General features: G+C 44.9%; 19 protein-coding genes. 6 read left to right on the top strand and 13 right to left on the bottom strand.

The window, feature by feature from the left end:
- Positions 1–8: 8 nt before the first annotated feature.
- From minD to OCV50_RS10125, 3 genes are all read left to right on the top strand, one after another.
- A complete protein-coding gene (gene minD / locus OCV50_RS10115) occupies positions 9–821 on the top strand; it encodes a septum site-determining protein MinD (RefSeq protein ID WP_261902961.1) in 813 nt (270 codons plus the stop codon).
- 6 nt (positions 822–827) lie between these two features.
- Positions 828–1,091, top strand: coding sequence for a cell division topological specificity factor MinE (minE, locus tag OCV50_RS10120; protein ID WP_261902962.1), 264 nt, complete (start codon positions 828–830; stop codon positions 1,089–1,091).
- 191 nt (positions 1,092–1,282) lie between these two features.
- Positions 1,283–1,702, top strand: coding sequence for a glycine zipper family protein (locus OCV50_RS10125; RefSeq protein WP_261902963.1), 420 nt, complete (start codon positions 1,283–1,285; stop codon positions 1,700–1,702).
- A 66-nt stretch (positions 1,703–1,768) separates the two neighbouring features.
- On the opposite strand, the gene rnd is transcribed toward OCV50_RS10125, so the two are convergent.
- From rnd to OCV50_RS10160, 7 genes are all read right to left on the bottom strand, one after another.
- On the bottom strand, positions 1,769–2,887 hold the full coding sequence (gene rnd, locus OCV50_RS10130; protein ID WP_261902964.1) for a ribonuclease D: 1,119 nt from the start codon (positions 2,885–2,887) through the stop codon (positions 1,769–1,771).
- Positions 2,888–2,999: 112 nt separating this feature from the next.
- Positions 3,000–4,694, bottom strand: a complete 1,695-nt coding sequence (fadD, locus tag OCV50_RS10135; protein WP_261902965.1) for a long-chain-fatty-acid--CoA ligase FadD — start codon at positions 4,692–4,694, stop codon at positions 3,000–3,002.
- Between the two features lie 106 nt (positions 4,695–4,800).
- Positions 4,801–5,652: an alpha/beta fold hydrolase gene (locus OCV50_RS10140; protein ID WP_261902966.1), complete on the bottom strand. Its 852-nt coding sequence runs from the start codon at positions 5,650–5,652 to the stop codon at positions 4,801–4,803.
- A 54-nt stretch (positions 5,653–5,706) separates the two neighbouring features.
- On the bottom strand, positions 5,707–6,267 hold the full coding sequence (locus OCV50_RS10145) for a Slp family lipoprotein (protein ID WP_261902967.1): 561 nt from the start codon (positions 6,265–6,267) through the stop codon (positions 5,707–5,709).
- A gap of 37 nt (positions 6,268–6,304) precedes the next feature.
- Positions 6,305–6,610 (bottom strand): chromosome partitioning protein ParA, encoded by a 306-nt coding sequence (locus OCV50_RS10150; RefSeq protein ID WP_239841345.1) that lies wholly within the window; start codon positions 6,608–6,610, stop codon positions 6,305–6,307.
- Between the two features lie 146 nt (positions 6,611–6,756).
- The gene (gene tsaB / locus OCV50_RS10155; RefSeq protein ID WP_261902968.1) at positions 6,757–7,458 is read right to left on the bottom strand and encodes a tRNA (adenosine(37)-N6)-threonylcarbamoyltransferase complex dimerization subunit type 1 TsaB; all 702 of its coding nucleotides are present in this window, start codon (positions 7,456–7,458) and stop codon (positions 6,757–6,759) included.
- Between the two features lie 53 nt (positions 7,459–7,511).
- A complete protein-coding gene (locus tag OCV50_RS10160) occupies positions 7,512–9,431 on the bottom strand; it encodes an ATP-dependent DNA helicase (RefSeq protein ID WP_261902969.1) in 1,920 nt (639 codons plus the stop codon).
- Positions 9,432–9,746: 315 nt separating this feature from the next.
- On the opposite strand from OCV50_RS10160, the gene purU reads away from it, so the two are divergent.
- Positions 9,747–10,580, top strand: a complete 834-nt coding sequence (purU, locus tag OCV50_RS10165) for a formyltetrahydrofolate deformylase (protein ID WP_032552212.1) — start codon at positions 9,747–9,749, stop codon at positions 10,578–10,580.
- 169 nt (positions 10,581–10,749) lie between these two features.
- On the opposite strand, the gene OCV50_RS10170 is transcribed toward purU, so the two are convergent.
- Entirely contained in the window at positions 10,750–11,340 is a 591-nt protein-coding gene (locus OCV50_RS10170) for a VOC family protein (protein ID WP_261902970.1), read from the bottom strand.
- A 307-nt stretch (positions 11,341–11,647) separates the two neighbouring features.
- Between OCV50_RS10170 and argS the strand changes: the two genes are divergently transcribed.
- On the top strand, positions 11,648–13,381 hold the full coding sequence (argS, locus tag OCV50_RS10175; RefSeq protein ID WP_261902971.1) for an arginine--tRNA ligase: 1,734 nt from the start codon (positions 11,648–11,650) through the stop codon (positions 13,379–13,381).
- Between the two features lie 339 nt (positions 13,382–13,720).
- The gene (locus OCV50_RS10180; protein ID WP_261902972.1) at positions 13,721–14,149 is read left to right on the top strand and encodes an HIT family protein; all 429 of its coding nucleotides are present in this window, start codon (positions 13,721–13,723) and stop codon (positions 14,147–14,149) included.
- 68 nt (positions 14,150–14,217) lie between these two features.
- Here OCV50_RS10180 and OCV50_RS10185 read toward each other — a convergent pair whose 3' ends face one another.
- From OCV50_RS10185 to znuA, 5 genes are all read right to left on the bottom strand, one after another.
- Positions 14,218–14,448 (bottom strand): FeoC-like transcriptional regulator, encoded by a 231-nt coding sequence (locus tag OCV50_RS10185; RefSeq protein ID WP_261902973.1) that lies wholly within the window; start codon positions 14,446–14,448, stop codon positions 14,218–14,220.
- Positions 14,445–16,718 carry a Fe(2+) transporter permease subunit FeoB gene (gene feoB, locus OCV50_RS10190; RefSeq protein ID WP_261902974.1) on the bottom strand — a complete coding sequence of 758 codons (2,274 nt, stop codon included), beginning with the start codon at positions 16,716–16,718 and terminating at the stop codon, positions 14,445–14,447. The genes OCV50_RS10185 and feoB overlap by 4 nt, the downstream gene beginning before the upstream one ends.
- Positions 16,715–16,939 (bottom strand): FeoA family protein, encoded by a 225-nt coding sequence (locus tag OCV50_RS10195; protein ID WP_261902975.1) that lies wholly within the window; start codon positions 16,937–16,939, stop codon positions 16,715–16,717. Before OCV50_RS10195 ends, feoB begins: the two co-directional genes overlap by 4 nt.
- 541 nt (positions 16,940–17,480) lie before the next feature.
- Positions 17,481–20,834, bottom strand: a complete 3,354-nt coding sequence (locus tag OCV50_RS10200) for an AraC family transcriptional regulator (protein ID WP_261902976.1) — start codon at positions 20,832–20,834, stop codon at positions 17,481–17,483.
- A gap of 276 nt (positions 20,835–21,110) precedes the next feature.
- Positions 21,111–21,998: a zinc ABC transporter substrate-binding protein ZnuA gene (gene znuA, locus OCV50_RS10205; RefSeq protein WP_261902977.1), complete on the bottom strand. Its 888-nt coding sequence runs from the start codon at positions 21,996–21,998 to the stop codon at positions 21,111–21,113.
- Positions 21,999–22,010: the final 12 nt, after the last annotated feature.

Genomic DNA, 22,010 nt, shown 5'->3' on the forward strand with positions numbered 1-22,010 from the left:
AAAAAATAATGGCACGCATTATCGTTGTAACGTCAGGTAAAGGCGGTGTTGGTAAAACTACCTCCAGTGCAGCTATTGCCTCTGGTTTAGCTTTGAAGGGAAAGAAAACAGCGGTTATCGACTTTGATATTGGTCTGCGTAACCTAGACCTTATCATGGGCTGTGAGCGTCGTGTCGTATACGATTTCGTTAACGTTATCAATGGTGAAGCAACGCTGAACCAAGCGATGATCAAAGACAAGCGCACAGACAATCTGTACATTCTTCCAGCTTCTCAAACTCGTGATAAAGATGCACTAACTAAAGATGGTGTTCGTCGCGTGTTTGATGAACTAGACGAAATGGGCTTCGACTTCATTATCTGTGATTCACCGGCAGGTATTGAGCAAGGTGCACTGATGGCGCTTTACTTTGCGGATGAAGCGATTGTTACCACGAACCCAGAAGTATCTTCGGTTCGAGACTCTGACCGTATTCTAGGTATCTTAGATTCTAAATCACGCCGCGCAGAAGATGGCCTAGAGCCAGTGAAAACTCACCTGCTATTAACACGCTACAACCCAGCGCGTGTAAACCAAGGCGAAATGCTAAGCGTAGAAGATGTAGAAGAGATCCTACACATCTCACTATTAGGTGTCATTCCAGAGAGCCAAGCAGTCCTTAACGCATCAAACAAAGGTGTTCCAGTGATCTTTGATGAAACGACAGATGCAGGCATGGCATATAGCGATACTGTAGACCGCCTGCTGGGTAGCCAAGTTGACTTCCGCTTCCTAACGGAAGAGAAGAAAGGCATCTTCAAACGACTGTTCGGGGGCTAATCAACAATGTCACTACTAGAGTTTTTCAGACCACAGAAGAAAACCACGGCTAATCTTGCAAAAGAGCGCCTACAAATCATTGTTGCTGAGCGCCGTAGTCACGATGACCCAGCACCTTCGTACTTACCGCAACTGAAAGAAGATATCTTAAAGTGCATCGCCAAGTACGTTGAGGTAGACCCGTCAATGGTTGATCTATCATTCGAGCACAAAGACGATGACATCTCAGTTCTTGAGTTGAACGTCAAACTGCCAGAAGACGAAAAGTAACTTCGTCGCAATCCTAGATACCAAAAACGGCTCACTTGCTTCCAAGTGAGCCGTTTTTATATTTCAAGACAATCCATACATATATCAAACCATAACCACTGGTTATTGTTTGTATAAAGAGTCAGCATTATCCAAGCCTGATTGTTTTTTGTACTCTGAATGGGTTCCCTACAGACAGAAAGAGTACAACTATGACTTACCTAAACAACACACTAAAAGCCATCATTATTGCCTCAGTATTGGTTGTGACTGGATGTAGTTCCCCTGCAATGGACAAAGACAATGAAAATGCTGCCAGAAATCGCGGTGCCGCAGGAGGTGCTTTGATGGGGGCAACATTAGGTGCGCTTACAGGTGAACCAGGGCTAGCAGTGAAAGGCGCTGTAGCGGGTGGTGTTACAGGAGGTGTCGCTGGTTCAATGAAAGACCTTGATGACTCTCGCCAGAGTGAAAACACTCAGGTTCTGGCGGATGGTCACTCTCAAGATAACCGCAGTGACGCAGAAAAACGCGTTGCAGAGCTCGAAGCTGAACTAAGAATCATGGAACTGGAACAGCAACTGGCTGAAGCTAAAGAGAAAGAGACGTCGACAAACGACGACAAATCGTAATGACAAAAAAAGGGTAAAGCGATTGTGCTTTACCCCTTTACATCTATCTGCGAATCAGAAAACTGACTACTTAATCAGCTTATCTAACTTTTCACCAGCGATCTCTAATCGCCAGCCTTGCATTACATCAGGCAATTTTTCTGGATTGCGATCGTGTTTCCAAACCCAACTCAAGACTTGATTAAGCTGTTTTTTAGAAGCGATAAACTCAGTCGCCAAACCACTATGTTGAGATGCTTTCTTCACTTCATCTTTGAGGACTTTAAACATCTGCTTGTAGCCAGGGAAGTCCATCAAGCGTTCAACGACCGCTGGGTACTCTTCTTCTGGTGTGTGCTCAGCCAGTTTAACAATAGAGCTGATTTTCGCACCGTGACGGCGCACTGAACGGAAATCAAAGCCCTCTTCTTCCATTCGTTTTGGATTCTTAATGGCAAAGCGTGCTACTGCCCATAGGTCTTGCTCTTTAAAAATAAAGTTAAGTGCTAAATCGCGCTTAATCGCTTCTTTTAATCGCCAAGTTGCCAGAGGCTTCAGGATTGCCAGTTGCTTCGGTTTCAGCTGCCAAGCGCCTTTAATATCTAGGTAAGCGTTCTCTGGCTCAACTGAGCGAATACGCTTACTCACTTGCAGGTCAGACTCTTGCTGCGCAGCATCCCACCAGCCCGCTTCCATCACTTTCTCTAGCAGCTTGTTATACATTGGCAGTAAGTAGTATACGTCTGCCGCAGCGTAATCGAGCTGCTTTTGCGATAGTGGGCGCGCTAGCCAATCTGTGCGTGATTCGCTCTTATCAAGGTCGATACCAACGAACTCAGATACCAAGGCTGCAAAGCCCGTCGATAAGCCATGACCTAAGAAAGCCGCCATAATTTGAGTATCCACCATTGGTGTAGGCGTACAACCAAACGCATTTTGGAACACTTCTAAGTCTTCGCCACAAGCGTGTAGAACTTTCAATACTGAAGCGTCTTTCAAAAGCGATACAAATGGCGTCATTTCATCCAATGCGATTGGGTCAATCAAAGACAGAGTTTCACCATCAAATAATTGAATCAAACCTAACTGCGGGTAATAAGTTCGAGTACGGACAAACTCGGTATCAAGCATCACGACATCGGCTTCACGGGCTTGCTGACATACGCGCTCAAGGTCTTTCAATTGGGTAATGATTTGATAGTTCACAAAACTCTCACTGATTTAATTATTCCGCCGGATACAAAAATGCCGACATTGACTGTCGGCATTCTATCACTAATTTGCATTCATAGCTTAGATTAAGCGATATGACTATCAGTTATTCACTTGCGCGCTTAGCAAGCTCTGCATCATTCTCTTCACGCAGCACGCGACGTAAGATCTTACCAACGTTAGTCTTTGGTAGCTCATCACGGAACTCAACCAGTTTTGGTACCTTGTAACCAGTTAGATGTTCACGACAGTGTGCAATCACGTCTTCTTTAGTCAGGCTTGGATCACGCTTAACCACGTAAACCTTCACTAGCTCACCAGAAACTTCGTGTGGTTGGCCAATTGCAGCAACTTCTAGAACCTGACCGTGCAGTGCAACAACATCTTCAATTTCATTCGGATATACGTTGAAGCCTGATACCAAAATCATATCTTTTTTACGGTCAACGATGTGCAGTAAGCCTTCATCATCAAACTTAACAATATCACCCGTCGACAACCAGCCATCATGATCGATCACTTCTTTGGTCGCTTCAGGACGCTGCCAGTAGCCTTGCATCACTTGAGGACCACGAACTTGCAGCTCACCCACTTGGTCATTTGCAACAACATTACCTTCGTCATCAATAATACGAACGTCTGTCGATGGCACAGGTAGACCAATTGCGCCCGTGTAATCTTTTAGATCGTAAGGGTTACCAGTTACTAGTGGAGAACACTCAGTCAGACCGTAGCCTTCAAGTAGGTGAATACCTGTCACTTTCTTCCATTGCTCTGCTACAGCGCGTTGTACCGCCATACCACCACCAACAGATAGACGCAGGTTACTGAAATCTAGCTCATGGAAGTCTTCATTGTTTACAAGTGCATTAAATAGCGTGTTTACACCGGTAATTGCTGTAAATGGTACTTTTTGCAGCTCTTTGATGAAGCCAGGAATATCACGTGGGTTAGTGATAAGTAGGTTACGACCACCCATTTCAACGAACAGTAAGCAGTTTACTGTCAGTGCGAATACATGGTAAAGCGGCAGCGCCGTTACTACTAGCTCACGACCTTCATTCAATACAGGGCCATATGCACCTTTTGCCTGCAGTACGTTCGCAATCATATTGCGGTGCGTTAGAATTGCACCTTTCGCTACGCCAGTAGTACCACCTGTGTACTGCAGAAATGCAATGTCATCGCCAGACATAAATGGTTTTACATATTGTAGGCGGCGACCTTTGTGCAATGCTTTACGGAATGAGATTGCACCAGGAAGGTCGTATTTAGGAACCATGCCTTTCACGTACTTCACAACGAAATCGACAATCGTGCCTTTCGCGCGAGGAAGCATTTGACCAAGGCTAGTCAGTACTACGTGCTTCACTGGAGTGTTATCAACCACTTTCTCAAGCGTGCTCGCAAAGTTAGAAACGATAACAATCGCTTTTGCGCCCGAGTCGTTTAGCTGGTGCTCAAGTTCACGTGGGGTGTACAGAGGGTTTACGTTAACCGCGATCATACCAGCACGCAGAACACCAAATAGCGCAATTGGGTATTGCAGAAGGTTTGGCATCATCAGAGCGACACGATCGCCCTTTTTCAGCTTCAGATCGTTTTGTAGGTAAGCGGCGAAAGCACGGCTGCGCTCTTCAAGCTTACGGAAAGTCATGATAGAACCCATGTTTTCGAATGCTGGTTGGTCAGCGTATTTCTGTACTGACTGCTCAAACATCTCAACTAAAGATGGGTACTGATCTGGGTTGATCGTTTCTGGTACGTCACTTGGATAACGTGAAAGCCAAGGTTTATCCACGATGTTACTCCTCGTTTATCAGCTGACGACTGTTTCGCCGCTATTTATCATGGCGATATTACAGCACAGCTTTAGTGCATGAGCACTAAAAGGCTCAAACACTTGTTTAAATTTTGTTAACTACACCAAGAATTAGCTCAGAAACTGACTCTGGGTTCTCTAAATGACAATGGTGTCCGCCTGAAATCATCTCGATAATTGGGGGATTTTGAGTGGATTTGTAGCGATTATGCTGTAAATCCTTAAATCCTTCATTTCCCAAAATTATCAATTGAGGGCATTCTATCGCTTCATTTATCGCATCTGCGTGCGCCTGAGACATCCTATAAACAGAGTCACACTTCAATTTTGGGTCGCTGCGCCACTGCCAAGTGCCCTCAAATTGAGCAATACCTCGAACAACAACCGGAGCGATCAAATCTGGTGCAATCTGGTTAGCCTGAGATCTCAGCTTAATAGCATCCTCTAAGCTTGCTAGCGGACGTGAAGGCTTTCTTCGCTGTCGTTGACGACTGAGTACCCCATCTCGCAAACGAGAGACTGTTGCTTGGGGAGCTTCGGAAAGAGGTCCGTGACCTTCAATTTGGATTAATCCCGACACCATTTCAGGAAAGGCGGCACTATAGCAACTTGCGATCAATGCACCAAGCGAATGTCCTACTAGTACCAGTCTGTTTGGCGATAATTTACCCACCAGCTGATGTAAATCATCGATATAGTCATGAAAAGGGTAATAACTACCGGGCTTATGCGATGAATGCCCGTGTCCAAACAGGTCTATCGCTACCAAGTGATATTGATTCGACTTTGCATGCATAGCCTGCATCAAGGAGGTAAAACTGGCAGAGTTATCTAACCAGCCATGAACAAAAACGACCGTCAAAGCGGCCGTTTCTATGTCTCCAAGCTCTTGGCACACCATAGTGCCGCTCGGAAGTTGGTAAGATCTTTCAATCATCCGTTGTGATCATTCCTTAATCTTGCGTATTCAAACGGGGTGTAACTTGGGTGACTATTCTAAGTCTTGCACCACTCGCCCTTGTCTTGGCATGGTCTGGAAACTACGACAATGTAGGCTACGACACGAGTAATAAGTCGGAGCAAAGTCATTCACAATCACACGCTCTGTAATCTGCCATAGGCGCTGATTATCTACATTCATCACAGGAAAGGTATATGGGAATTCACCGATTTTAGCATCTTCGGAACCTGCTGATTGCCCCACAAAAGTCACCAAACGACCTTCAGCAAAGCTTAAAGGCTCAACATAACCATCCACATAAGCCACGAAACGACCACTTGGTTCAGCATCAAGGTCTGGCTTGCCGCTGCTAGAGATCGGCATATTCACTACTTCGACGCGCGACTTATCTTTAAGATTCGTCACCTTAGCAATCACACCACCCAAGCGGACATCTTTAGCCTCAGGCAACTGGTTGACCCATTCTTGATAGTCAGTAATAACGGTTTCAGATGAAGCTTCCAGTTCGGTGGGTAAAGATGAACAGCCAACTAATAGGAACGTGAATAGGCTTAGGGCAAAAAGGCGCAACTTTGCAGGGGAAATCGACATGGTTCTAACCCTTAAAATAGAAGATAAATTGATGTTTTTATATATAAATATCGACACCGATGAGTCTTGTAAGTTCCTCTTTTTTCGCCTGATTCATGACATCCATATACTCTTCCATGGCTTTTCGCCCACGCCCTTCTGGAAGGTCGTATTGGACTTGAGCTCGGTGAATATCCGATTCTTGAACATGACGAATAGAGTGCGAGACAGCATTGGCGACCTTACTGGGTTGCCCCACTGAGGTCTTTGCATCAGTTTTCTTTACCTGATTCTTCTTGTTGGTGCGATTGGTCTTAGATGTATTGCCTATCGCTGAAGGAGGTAAACCATTAATTGATACCATTCACTCAATCTCTGCCTCAATATGGCTCCAAATATGCGCTATTTAGAGCCCTGGGTTATCAGAACCTTGTAAAAGTTATGACGTTTTTAATTCGTAGATAAGCCGCTTAGTTTGCAATCAGAAAGCTCACTTCGCGACTAAGACATTTACTCACGACCAGGAAGCTTCTTCCAAGCCACCTTATCGCGCAGATATACTGGCTCAGACTCTTCTACTGGTACCGCTTTACCTGCAGCAAATGCAAACTGAGCGATGAACGCCATGTCTTGTGCCTCTGGGTAAAGAACTTCGCTTGGCTTTGTCGTTAATGATAGCGTATCCATGTGTTCAGCGTACGCAGCCCAACCAGTACCGACTTTTGCCCATGTGTTTTGGTCTTCATCGATTTGGTTCACAAGCTCTTGTGGCGGAATAACACACTCTTCATCAACAAGAGACCAACGACCATCCTGCTCACGACTGTAGCGTGCCCAGTAAACTTCGCTCATACGCGCATCAATAGCACTTGCAACATGTGTATCACCAAACTGGCGGTAGCTCGATTGCGCCATGGCTTCAAGTGTTGATACACCAATCATAGGCAAATCAGCACCAAAGGCTAAACCTTGTGCGATACCAATACCAATGCGTACACCAGTAAAGCTACCTGGGCCTTGACCAAATGCAATCGCATCAAGCTCAGCTATGGTCAATCCCGCTTCCTTCAGTACTTCATCAACCATAGGCAGTACTTTTTTAGTATGGTCACGTGGTGCTACTTCACTGCGGGCAAACACTTGCTCTCCCACCATCAATGCTACTGAACAGTTTTCCGTTGCTGTATCTACTGCAAGAATTTTTGCGCTCATTTGTGTCTCAAATATTCGTTATCTAAATCTAAAAACAGTCGCCAAAGCACCACTTATCGTTCGTCCGCTTTGGCTAGAAATTCTTTAATTACCCCTAAATCTCGGGTACGAGGAATAGGAGGTAAACTCCCTAGGAAAATGCCACCGTAATCCCGAGTCACTAAGCGATTATCACAAATAATCAGTGCGCCATTGTCGCTCTTATCACGAATCAATCGCCCGACACCTTGCTTGAGGGTGATCACCGCATCAGGCAGTTGAACCTGAGCAAACGGGTCGCCTCCTTTGAGCTTACAATCTTCGATCCGCGCTTTAAGCAAGGGATCATCGGGTGCCGTAAAGGGTAATTTGTCGATGATAACACAGCTTAACGCGTCGCCCCTAACATCTATCCCTTCCCAGAATGCCCCCGTTGCCACCAGCAGCGCATTACCAAGTTCCATAAACTCAGCTAAGGTTTTTTGTTTGCTGGTTTCGCCTTGAAGCAATACCGGAACGCTCAAGGTTTCGCGAAAACGCTCACCAAGCTCTCTCATCATGCTGTGAGACGTACATAGGAAGAAACATCGCCCTTGGTTCTGTTCAATCACTGGCGCAAGCATTCGCACTAATTTATCTGCTAACCCCGGGCTGTTTGGTTCAGGCAGGTAACGAGGCACACACAAACGCGCCTGTTTCGGATAATCGAATGGGCTGGGTAGCGAAAATTGCTGACTCGGCTTCAAACCAAGACGCGATGTAAAATGGTCGAAGTCATCCGAAACAGCTAACGTTGCCGATGTAAAGATCCATGCCCCGGGTTTTAGCTCAATCTGTTCATGGAACTTATCTGCCACAGAAAGCGGCGTGATATGCAATGCAAAATGGCGCGGAGTGGTGTCATACCAATAGGAATACCCTGTAATAGAGACATCACAGACGCGTTCAATGCGAGCTTTAATCAATGTTGCGCGCTCGAAAGCAGTATCTAATAGCTGACTGCGCCCCAACGCTAGCTTAAGTACATCTACCGCTAACTGAAGAGCGTCTTGCATTCGCACTAATTCTCGCGCAATTGACTCCGATTTCAGAGCTTCACGCCAATTTCCTCGAAAGCCGGTATCTCCCAGTACGATTCTAAGATCAGCCGCCGACTGGACCAGCCTGTCACCCACCTTCTGTAGCTGGCGCATATCTTTAGCTTCAGTGCGATAACCAATTTCAATATCTTTTGCGAGCTCATGGATCTGACGACTCGACACAGATTGACCGAAATACTCACTAGCAATATCTGGCAGTTGATGCGCTTCATCGAAGATAAATACATCGGCATCGGGAATGAGTTCGCCAAAGCCCGTTTCTCTGATCGCCAAGTCTGCCAAGAATAGATGGTGGTTCACCACAACCACATCGGAATCCATCGCTTTCTTACGAGCTTTAAGTACAAAACAGTCTGTATAGCTTGGGCACTCTTTTCCTAAACAGTTATCGTTAGTCGACGTGATTGTCGGGATGATTGGGCTGTCTTCGGCGATATCATCACAATCACCAAGGTCCCCAGTTTGAGTCGACGACGACCAGCTGCGCACCTTAACAAGTTGTGCCAGCAGTGTTGGGTCGGTATGAGTTCCATGGCTTTCTATCATCTGGCGACTGAGTCTATCTAAGCAAAGGTAGTTAGACCGCCCTTTCAACAAGGCAACTTGGCCGTAAAAGCCAAGCGCATCTGTCATTAACGGCAGATCGCGGTGAAAAAGCTGCTCTTGAAGGTTCTTCGAGCCTGTACTTATGATGGTTTTCTTGCCGCTGAGTAATGCAGGAACCAAATAAGCAAAAGTTTTACCTGTACCCGTCCCAGCTTCAACCACCAACTGACTTTGATCTTTGATTGCACTTGAAACCGCTTCGGCCATATCAAGCTGAGCTTGTCGCGGCTGAAAACCGGGAATAGCTTTACCGAGCGCACCATCAGCAGAAAACGTTTTGGATATCATAATTTATGAACTTGAAGAAAACCGTGTACAGGTTGAGAAATCAGACCGTGCAGTATGGCAGGTTTAGAGAGCAAGCGCGAATCGAGACTGCATCTGCATGATAGAAATATTAAGCATATGAATAAGCTACAAAAATAAAGCTTCTAAATAATTCCGCAGAGGGATATTTATTAAAACAATCCTTCTTCAATATATTTTGTTGAAAGTCAGTTAATAATAGATTAATTATAACAGTCATATTACGGCTCAGTTAACCGTTCGACTGGTTGTATATTTTTTGAAAAATTAGAATTATTTCATGGAAGTAAGATGGAAATGGAAAAAAAGACACTGCTGACGCATTGTACTGATGCGCCGGGCCTGATTTCTAAAATCACCAACATTTGTTACAAACACCAACTCAACATCATCCACAACAACGAGTTTGTCGATAATACCAGCGGTCACTTTTTTATGCGTACCGAGCTTGAAGGGTATTTCAACGATGAAACCTTTCTTGCCGATTTAGACCAAGCTCTACCAGAAAACGCCAAGCGCAAACTCATGGGCTCATCACGTAAACGTATCGTAGTTCTAGTGACCAAAGAAGCGCACTGCCTAGGTGATATTCTGATGAAGAATTTCGATGGTAGCCTTGACGTTGAAATTGCTGCTGTTGTTGGTAACTACGATATTCTGCAAAGCCTAACTGAGCGCTTTGACATCCCTTATCACCACGTTTCTCACGAAGGGCTCAACCGAGAAGAGCACGAGCAAAAAATGCTAGAAGTGATCGACAGCTACAACGCCGATTACCTCGTCCTAGCGAAATACATGCGCGTGTTAACACCGGGTTTTGTAGAGAAGTACAACCACAAGATCATCAACATTCACCACAGCTTCTTGCCTGCATTCATTGGCGCTAAACCATATCAGCAAGCGTATGAGCGTGGCGTAAAAATCATTGGTGCGACGGCTCACTTCGTGACTAACGATTTAGATGAAGGTCCAATCATCAAGCAAGACGTGATCCCTGTAGACCACAACTTCAGTGCTAAAGACATGGCTCAAGCAGGTCGCGACGTAGAAAAGAATGTGTTGAGTAAAGCGCTAAACAAGGTGATCAATGATCATGTATTTGTTTACGGCAACAAGACTGTGATTTTATAGCGAGTAAGCGAGTAAGCGAGTAAGCGAGTAAGCGAGTAAGCGAGTAAGCGAGTAAGCGAGTAAGCGAGTAAGCGAGTAAGCGAGTAAGCGAGTAAGCGAGTAAGCGAGTAGTTTTAAAGGGTTGGCAATTATCGTCAACCCTTTTTTTTCATTGTAATGAAGGGCGTTATTAACCCTGCTCTGATTCCACAATCTTCTTCAACGAATGTGGGTGCAGCTTGATGCAAATCCCTTGATGCTTAAATGCAACCGTTGGGTTGTTCAAACGCTCACCTTCCCCTTTCGGGCTTGAGAGTTTGATCTTAACGCCTTGCTCTGCCAATGTCTCAAAGTTAGCCGCGAACTGCGGGTAAGTGTCTTTAAGATCCGCTAAGTATTCATCAGCCGTTTGTGCATGAGATGGAATGACAAATTCCACATGTTCCCAATCTTGGATCGGGTAAACCTTACCTTCTGCTGGATACGGCAATTCTAAACATTCAATCGACCAACCACGGCTCTTTAGTGGTTCATCAAAAGCGATCACTACAATTGGGCGACCATTGATCATCGCCTGAGAAATGGTTTCACCATAGCTTGCCCATGCCTCATGCGCCGCTTTGGCTAACGCGGTGTCGTTCACTCTAATCGCAATATGGTCGGCTTGAGCAAAGCTAAGATCTAACCCCAGCTTGTTGCCAAACTCCTCGATTTTACCCATAAAGTCATCGAGTCGTTCCATCATCTGTTGTGGTTCTAATTGGGCTTGCGTGAGCGTCATAATCTACTTTCTCCAAATCTAATGCGCGCATGGTAGCAGCTCTATTTTTTGCAACAAGCCTTCTATTGCCTATGGTTTAGATTTCTATTCTGTGATTGTGCTTATTTGGTTAGAGGAAATGTAAATTTTCTATCAATCCGCCCTATAAGAAGGCCAACAAAATTGGTATCATTACCGCCATTTTTGTGAACTCAAACAGAGTCTGTTGTTCATTTCATCACTAAAGCGTTAAGTAAATTGCCCCTTAACCTTAGCGAACATCGAAAGAACAGCCACTCTTATCATCCTTGAATTGAAGGAAACGCGTGTGAATATCCAAGCACTGATTAATGACAAAGTATCTCAGGCTCTAGAAGCCGCTGGCGCACCTGCAGGCTCTCCTGCAGCGGTTCGTCAATCTGCAAAACCACAATTTGGTGACTACCAAGCAAACGGCGTTATGGGCGTTGCTAAACGACTAGGCACTAATCCACGAGAATTTGCTCAAAAAGTATTGGACGTTCTAAACCTAGACGGTATCGCTTCTAAAGTTGAAATCGCAGGCCCAGGTTTCCTAAACATCTTCCTAGATGAAGCTTTCCTTGCACAACAAGCAGACGCAGCATTGGCTGATTCTCGTCTAGGCGTTGCAGCGGCTGAAGCTCAAACGATTGTTGCGGACTACTCTGCTCCAAACGTTGCTAAAGAAATGCACGTTGGTCACCTACGTTCTACTATCATCGGTGATGCAGTTGTTCGTACTCTAGAATTCCTAGGCCACAAGGTTATCCGTGCTAACCACATCGGTGACTGGGGTACTCAGTTCGGTATGCTTATCGCAAACCTTGAGCGTGTACAACAAGAGTCTGGTGAAGTTTCTATGGAGCTTTCTGACCTTGAAGCTTTCTACCGTGAGTCTAAGAAGCTATACGACGAAGACGAAGAGTTCGCTGTAAAAGCACGTAACTACGTAGTGAAACTGCAAAGTGGCGACGAGTTCTGCGCGGAGATGTGGAAGAAACTGGTTGATATCACCATGATTCAAAACCAGCGTAACTACGACCGTCTAAACGTATCTCTAACTCGTGATGACGTGATGGGTGAAAGTAAGTACAACGACATGCTTCCTGCAATCGTTGAAGACTTGAAAGCTCAAGGTCTTGCTCAAGAAGACGACGGCGCACAAGTTGTTTTCCTAGATGAGTACAAGAACAAAGATGGCGACCCAATGGGTGTTATCATCCAAAAACGCGATGGCGGCTTCCTATACACAACAACTGATATTGCATGTGCTAAGTACCGTTACGAAGAGCTAGGCGCAGACCGCGTTCTTTACTTCATCGACTCTCGTCAGCATCAACACCTAATGCAAGCTTGGACTATCGTTCGTAAAGCAGGCTACATCCCAGAATCTGTTTCTCTTGAGCACCACGCGTTCGGCATGATGCTAGGTAAAGATGGTAAGCCATTCAAGACTCGTGCAGGTGGTACGGTTCGCCTTGCTGATCTTCTTGATGAAGCAGAAGTTCGTGCAGCACAGCTGATCGAATCTAAAAACCCAGAACTAGCGGAAGACGAGAAGAAAACTATCGCAAACACGGTTGCTATGGCAGCGGTTAAATACGCAGACCTTTCTAAGCACCGTACTACAGACTACGTGTTCGATTGGGACAACATGCTGGCGTTTGAAGGTAACACTGCACCATACATGCAGTACGCTTACACACGTGTTGCTTCTGTATTCGCTAAAGCGGGTGTTTCTATGGACTCTCTTGAAGGTGAAATCAAAATCACTGAAGAGAAAGAGAAAGCACTTATCGCGAAACTTCTACAATTTGAAGAAGCGGTTCAATCTGTTGCTCGCGAAGGTCAGCCGCACATCATGTGTACTTACCTATTCGAACTAGCGGGTCAGTTCTCTAGCTTCTACGAAGCATGCCCTATCCTTGTTGCTGAAGACGAAGCGGTTAAGCAGAGCCGTCTGAAGCTTGCTGCACTAACAGCGAAGACAATCAAACAAGGTCTATCTCTACTGGGTATCGATACTCTAGAGCGCATGTAAGCGATTCGAGATTTGAGATTCGAGATAATTACAAAGGTTGACGTGAAAGCGTCAACCTTTTGTTTTATTTGGAGATTACGTTTACTTAGCAAGCTCCACTACCCGCAAATTTCCAAAGCAAGAGCTCTCCTACTACGCTCCTTAGTCGCTTTAGGAGATGACGAATATAGGTGTCATAAATCCAATACAACAAAAGTGACGCACTATCACTCTCCCTCATCTGTCATTCCCTACAATGAGGAACGAACGTGATCGCGAATCTGCTTATTGAGAACGTAAGCGCTAGCCACATTCTCATTCCAACCTTATACTCAACTAAAACAACTAATTGGAAAGATCATGAGCTTCGAACTTCATCCTCAATTGGCAAAAGACACCACTGTTATTGGCGAATTCCCACTTAGCCTTGCCCTTCTTCACAAAGACAACGCTGTGCCTTGGGTTATTCTTGTACCAAAGCGTGCAAATCTCAAAGAACTTCATCATCTACCGATGCAAGAACAACAGCAGTTCCTCCACGAGTCGCAAGCGGTAAGCCAAGCATTAGAAGCCACTTTTCAGCCAGACAAACTGAACTTAGGTGCACTGGGTAACATGGTACCCCAATTGCACATTCACCATATCGCCCGCTTTAAAGATGACATCGCATGGCCGGGACCCGTTTGGGGGAATACTAAGGGTGAACAACGCAGCGAAGAAGAGCAAACAGCGATCCTCACTCGTATCCAGAACGTCTTGTCACTGAGTTCACTATTCCAAAAAGCTTGATTCAAAGATTCAATGTCAAAAAAAACCGCAGCTACCAAGCTGCGGTTTTAGTTTTAAGCTCTATCGAACTACATCATCACATTAAGCGACAGACTGTCTTGCTGATTGATGGTGTAACGTATTCGAGTCGTGTGGCCATGTTGATTGGTATCCACAAGTCGACTTACCTTACCCTTCCTAATCCAAACATTCAGCATCGCATCGACGCCGTCTTCACTCATGCCAAACTTTGCCGCTAACTCTTTACGAGCAGCTCCACCGTGTTCACAAATGTATTGATGCAGTTCTTTTAAAATCATGCGAATTGAGCCTCTATTGCACGCTGCTTTTTACCTAACTTTTTAAAGCCAATGTAGGTAAGAACGAAACCTGCCACAATCACAACCATCCAAACCGCACTGGTGACTGGATGAGCAGCAAAGTTCGCCGCTTGATAATAGAAAGTCGCGCCAAAGTAACCCAACGCCATCGTCCAAACAGCGATAAAACGCGCAAACATTTGACCAAACTCTCTTACGTAAGCACCCATTGCTGCAACACAAGGTGTGTAAAGCAGGATTAGAATAAGGTACGCAAACGCTGCATGGCTAGAAACGAATTTCTCTTTTAGGTTACCAAAGATAGATGTATCTACTTCTTGCTCTTCAGCCACAGCGCTTGAATCCGAAAGGTCACCGACTTCGATACCAAGAGGATCTGAATAGCTTAGACCTGCTAGGTTATCCGGAATGGTCATTACCGCTTCATGCAAACTACCCGCTAGATCGAACTCCGCAGCTTCTTCATCTGAAGGTGTGGTGTACAAGCTATTTAGCGTACCCACTACCGCTTCTTTAGCAAAGATACCAGTAATAATACCGACCGTCGCTGGCCAGTTTTCTTCTTGAATACCGATTGGTGCAAACACAGGCGTAACGACTTGAGCCGCTTTTGACAACACCGAGTTTTCGCTGTCTTCGTTACCAAATGAGCCATCAGTACCCAATGAGTTAAGGAAGCTCAGAATCGCTACCACCATAACGATGGTTTTACCTGCACCCAGAACGAAACGCTTCAGCTTCTGCCATGTTTTAAGCATTACGTTTTGCATAGTTGGCAATTCGTAATCTGGCATCTCCATCACTAGGCTGTCACTGCTACCTGGGTAAAGCGTATTCTTTAGGAATAGGCCAGTAAAGATAGATGCTACGATGCCTAGTAAGTACAGTGCAAACACGATGTTTTGACCCGCACCAGGGAAGAAAGCCGCAGCGAACAACGCGTATACAGGTAGACGAGCACCACATGACATGAACGGAGCCATTGCTGCCGCTAACTTACGCTCACGCTCTTGGTCAAGCGTACGAGTCGCCATGATAGAAGGTACGTTACAACCGAAACCCAATACTAGTGGAACAAAGGCTTTACCCGGCAGGCCAATTTTCTGCATTACTTTATCAAGTACGAACGCTGCACGAGCCATGTAACCTGAGCTTTCTAGAACAGCGAGGAACAAGTACAAACAAGCAATCACCGGGATAAAGGTCGCGACCGTTTGAATACCACCACCAATGCCATCAGCTAAGATAGTCACCAGCCAAACTGGCAAATGATCATCCAATAAGTAGTGACCACCATCTACCAACAGTGCGCCAACGCCGATGTCAAAGAAGTCGATGAATGCGCTACCAATGTTAATGGAGAACATAAACATCAGGTACATCACAACAAAGAAGAACGGAATGCCAACCCACTTATTAAGAATGAGTTGGTCAGCTTTCTCGGTAAAGCTTCGGCTCAATTTGCCTTCACTACGACGCACGCGCTTACACAATTCATGAAGCATGGTGTATTTTGCATCTGCAACCGCTAAATCGATATCAAATTGTGCAGCAGATCTTACGGCATCGATTTGTTGACGTTCGTTTGGCGCAAGGCTATTCAAAACTAGGTAATCATTTTCAAGGGCGCGAATAGCAAGTGCGCGGTGTGAGACATCCGCGTCATCAAATTTCGATTCAACTTGTGGCAATAACGCTTCGAACGCTTCTTCATAATCAATAGCAATCGGCTCTAGGCTGACACCTTGAACCAATAATTTATGCAGCTTTTCTTTAAAACGAACAACTTGCGACTTATCGTTCGCAGAAAGGCTAAGTACCGGACAACCTAGTGCTTTCTCTAGTGCTTTTTGATCAACCACCTGACGCTCACGCTTAAGTACATCCATCTTGTTTAATACAACAATCATTGGACGACCCATCTCACGCAGCTGAAGCGTCATATATAAGCTGCGCTCTAAGCTGCTCGCATCGACCACATTGATGATCACATCTGCAGGGTGAGTCAGTACAGCACGAGAAGCGATCGACTCGTCGATGCTGTTTGCATCATTACCACTGTCTAGAGCGTAGATACCTGGAAGGTCTGTCAGCTTGAACTCATCACCTGCGTGACTGTACGTACCTGTTTTCTTCTCTACCGTAACACCAGCCCAGTTACCAACGTGCTGCTTTGCACCCGTCAGGGCGTTGAACAAGGTTGTTTTACCGCTGTTTGGGTTACCTACCGTCAATACTTGATAGTTCATAGACTCACCTCAATCTGCTGAGCGATATTCTGACGAATTGCAATAGAGACTCCTCTAACCTCAACTTGCAATGGATCTCCCATTGGTGCACGACGAATTAGAGTGACTTCGGTTTTAGGTAAAACCCCCATTACCATTAGTTTTTTTCTAACTTCGGGAGATAACCCAGTAAGGGAGACGACAGTGGCCGCTTTGCCTTGCTCAAGCTGTGATAGGTTCATAAGCATCCAATAGAGATTGATAATGAGAAATATTGTTATTAAGAAGAATAATACACATATATAACCCTAATCTTACTGTGTGAAATCAATGTTTTCGAAAATAGATACTCGTAAATTTCGTCAAAACACGCTACGTCAATTCCGTTACTTTCAACACTCAACGAAAACTAGCGCACAAGTACAAACTGAAGATATTCAAATAAAATCAATTAAAAACAATTACTTATCAATATGTCGCATTTATTACATAACGATGGCGTTAATTTTATAAGGAAAATAAGTACCACGACGTATAGTTGATTCCAACGAAGAGAAACTCCTTCTCTTTAACTTTATTCCAGAGGTGATACAGCTTTCGTTGTATCACTCCGGCAGCAAGCGAAGGTGTCTTTGACACCCGTGGTATAGTCCCCCCGGCTATACCACGATATTTTTTTTCTTATCTCCCTCACTCATTCTCAACCACAAAATAACTTCTCGTTTCTCGCAAGCATAAAAAAGCCCCGAACAGAGTCGAGGCTAGATTGAAATGGATTACCACTTAGTCGTCAGAATTCTCAGCAAATTTAGACGGCGACATACCGAAGTGATGTTTAAACCTCTGGCTAAAGTATGATGGGTCATTGAAACCTGAGTTGAATGCAACATCAGATACCTTCTCACCCGCCAGTAACCTTTCACACGCATGCTCTAACCGAACTTGATTCAAGTACTCTTTAAACGTCTTATCGTAAGCAGACTTGAAACGACGCTGTAGGCTGCGTTCGGACATATAAAGCAAACGAGCGGCAGACGCTGTGCCAAACTCCGCATCGGCATAGTGTTCTCCTACCAATAGAGCCACACGATTTTTCCATTCTTGCTCAGCACTCAATCTCTGCTCTTCTTGAGTGAGCACGGGGTGTTTAATCGTCTCAATCTGCTCTAAGGTACTTTCTGTGATTTTCTGAATAGCTTGGTATTCGATTGGCCAAGAGAGCTGAACAACATTTTGCGAATCCGATATGAATGTCTTCAATTCGCCCCCACTCTGATGAATAAGGAGTGGCAACTTCTCGATATTCAGGTCTGTCGACTGAGCCAACCCAGCTTCCGGATCTGCCGCAGCCCATTTCGGGAATGGCATCCCAAAGTCGCGCAGTGTTACCACTAACTCTTGCTTGACCTCCTCAACGCAGACAAGCATTCGTTGAGACTTAAAGTTGCGCTTAATGACACTCGCCACCAAACTATTAAAGACAATATCTAGGTTGAAGTAATTCAGCGTTATATATCGCTGCTTAGTGTCTAGGTTTACCTCAAGCTCAATACCAGCTTTCGCAAGATCGTCTTTCCACGCCGTTAACACGGACTCAAGTACCAGCACCAAGTCGTAATGGGTGGTTTTACCTTTTTCATGACCTTGAGCAAGTTGCTCTAACCCTTGGCGCAATTCGACGATAGGTGATGCCTCATCACTTTCTTGCCAATTAGGGATAAGGGCCGCAGCGCGATTTACCTCTTCAACTAGCCCACCAGCCGTATGAGTGACCAGAACATTTTTAACCGCCAACTGCTTTTTAAGTTGTTGGTTGGTTGCTAATAAAATTCGGCTTTGATGACGTAACTGATCGGTTTTCAGTGCCACTTGAGCCTTAAGCTTACGGTTGGCAAAGGTGACAAAACGGGAACGCCAAAACACCAATACCGTAACGAAACCTATCAATAAAACCATAAAGCTTGCGGCAGCCCAATTGCTCAGATACCAAGGTTCTAAAATAGTAAATGGCTGCTTAGTTGAGACAAAGCGATAATGGGAGTCTTTAACGGGCTTCACTTCGAGGACATAATCTCCCGGCAGAATATGCTCCAAAGCCAACAAGCCGCCTTCAAATTCAATCCAAGGCTCATCCTCATTCAATCGATATTCCATCGCTTGAACAAAACCAACAGGCAGAACCCCGAATTTGAAGCTCAACGAGGAACCATAAGGTACTTCCAAAGAGTCTATGTATTTTCCCCCCAAAGCGACCGTGTTTTGATCGACGGTCACTTTACTTACCAACGCACGTCGTTGTGGGGTATCAGACACCAACAGCTCATTGGACATCGCGCCTACAAGCCCATATTTAGATCCCATAACAAGCACACCTGATTGCAATGGGTCGGCCACAGATAGACCACAAGCTCCAGGAGCAAACTCGTTGAGTATCAAACCAAATGGCGAACCAATATGCTTATTAAGAATGCCACTGAGCCCATAGAAACTGATCCCTTTCGATGAACCCAACCAAATTCCATGTTTATCACTGACTAAACAAACAGGGCTGATGTTATCTTCAACCAGCTCCACCTCTTCGATGTATTCACTTCCCTTGGCAATTCTGTAAACGCCATAGCTCCCTGCAAACCAGTGTGAGCCATCGCTCGCATGAGCAATATCGACAACTTTGCCAAATCTCAAACTGTCTCGTTTAAAGCTAATCTTGCCATCTATTAACGAATAGTAACCATGGTCTGTACCAATGTAGAGCTCTCCTTGTTCGTCCACCGAAAGGTCTGTGATCTTCGCCGGTAAGTACTTACTGACTAGCCAATCCATGCCGTATGGTGTCGCTTTGTTTGAAGCTAGATCGAGCGAATAAAGGTTCTGCTCAGAGGTTAGCCAAAGCACCCCTTGTTTATTAAGTGCAAGGGTGTCGACTTGTCGTTGGCGTAAGTTTATAGGTAAGTTCAAAAAGGCGAGTTGATGGCTATATTGATCGATAGCGATCAAGCCTGTTGGCGTTGCAAGGTAAACCAAGCCTTGGTGCGCTACGATATCACTTATTGGTTCCGAATAAATGCGCTTGGGAAGTTCGTCCGTATCCGTTTTAGCCACATAAAGACCTTCCGAGGTCGCCACCCAAAACTCCGACTCGTCTATGGCGAGTAGCTTATTGACCGAGAAGCGCACCGAGTGCATGCCTAGCCCTGAGATGGAGGTCCTTTGGAAAGTACTGCTGTATAACGAGAAATAGCGTATACCATTATTTGTGGCTATCCACATACCACCAGCAGAGTCGTTCACTAACGAATATATCTTCTCACCTGGTAGCGAAAAATCTTGATTATCTGATTGTTGAAAGCGCTGCACCTTACCCGTAACAAAGTTGTAGCTCATCAACCCATGTTCGGTTCCAATCCAATATTGGTCGGACGTTTCAGCTAAAGACAATACATGTGAGCCTGGCACTCGATTCACCACGTTCGGTGATGATAAGTTAATGATCACTAACCCATTACGAGTTCCAACAAGTAACTCACGTCGAGCATCAGAAAAATAGACCTTCTCAATGTAGAATTTACCCGATGCTGTAATGTGTTCAAACTCTTGCTCTTCAGAACGATAAACCCCGGCAGACGTTGCAAGTACCCATTTGGAAAGCACCCGTTCAGCATCATTAATTCGAATGTCGCTACGTTTATTATGACGATAAAGTTTGAGCAGAGAGTAGGTTTCAAACTCACTCGTGAGTGTGTTGTAGGTGTAGAAGTTATTTCGATCGGTCACCCAGATATAGTCACCCGATGCACCTATGTTACGAATTTCTGAGCCTGGGCTTAGGCTAAATGCGAGAAAACTCTCGATACCTGGGACATGGCGATAGACCTCATTATCAAAATAGGTCCAAAATTCATCGTTTAAAAAAGCAACTTCATCGGAAGAGAATTCGAGCAGGCTACCTTTTCTAGGTAATAGCGTTCCACCATCATAGAACATGACTTTGCCATGCACATCATGAATCCATAAACCTCCCCCTTCACCTAAGTAAAGATTTTTGGCCGCAAGAAAATTCCCTTGCCCTTGAACAGGTAAAGGGTAGAAAACCGATGACGCGCTACTCAGTGCAGAAACACTCAGCGAAAGACTCATTATGATGAGCAATCTAATGATCACTTGATACAAAGGTTTTTCCCAGAAACAGCAAATAAAACGCGACAGATATCATTCATTGAGTGGAGTAACCGTCAACGAGTTATTTTGTGATTATAATTATCTCACCATTTTAGCGGAAATTACCCTAGGAAAAAGGTGGTTCGTAAAATTGAGGAAGGATTTATCTTGTGGATCACGAAAATGCCGCAAATATGCGGCATTATTCATAAATGTCTGATTGCTAAGTCTATAAAGATATAGAGTTTAAGCGTATTACTGAGCTGACAAACAGCTCGTGTAGCTATCAGTGAGTTGTTGTAGGAACTCAAAGTAGCTGCCTTTGCCCACTTCGATATCTGAGCCCACAGGGTCTAGCTGACCTTTCTTAGTTGAACTACCACGTACCACTGACTCAATAACCGCAGGGGTAAATTGAGGCTCAGAGAAAACACATTGAACATCTTGTTTCGCCAATGTCTTTTTAATCGATATCAGTGTCTTAGCACCTGGCTTACGTTCAGGGCTAACCGTAAAGTGACCTAGCTTATTAAGGTCAAATTCATCTTCATAGTAGCTGTATGCATCATGGAAAACGTAGTAACCCTTATCTTTTACTGGTGCAAGTTGCGCTTCAATTGAGCGCTTTTTGTCAGCCAGTTGTGATAGGAAAACCTCTAGATTCTTTTTGTATACGTCAGCATTTTGAGGGTCGACTTCCACAAGCTTGTTGCTGATGTAAGATGAAGCTACTTCTACTTGATCGATACCTAACCAAAAATGTGGGTCGTGACTACCGTGGTCGTGGCCATCATGGTGGTGATCATGCGAATCTTCACCAAACTCTCTAAGATTGATATTTGGGATTTCACTGATCGTCACAAGGTTATCGTTCGATTTAGCCACTTTCGTTAAGAAAGCCTCCAAATCTGGGCCGAACCAAATCAACATGTCTGCATTCTGAATTTTTTTCACATCAGAAGGTTTTAAAGCGTAGTCATGAGGAGACGCGTTACTGTTCATCACCACATCCGGTTCACTGACACCTTGCGTTAATTCAGTAACAATCATTTGAATAGGTTTAAAACTTGTTAGAATAGTACTGGCACTGGCAACGCTTGGGATTAACAATAAGCTTGTCAGTATAAAAGATGAACGTAACATATTACCTCGATA

The sequence above is a fragment of the Vibrio fortis genome (assembly GCF_024347475.1).
GTDB classification, from domain to species: Bacteria; Pseudomonadota; Gammaproteobacteria; order Enterobacterales; family Vibrionaceae; genus Vibrio; species Vibrio fortis.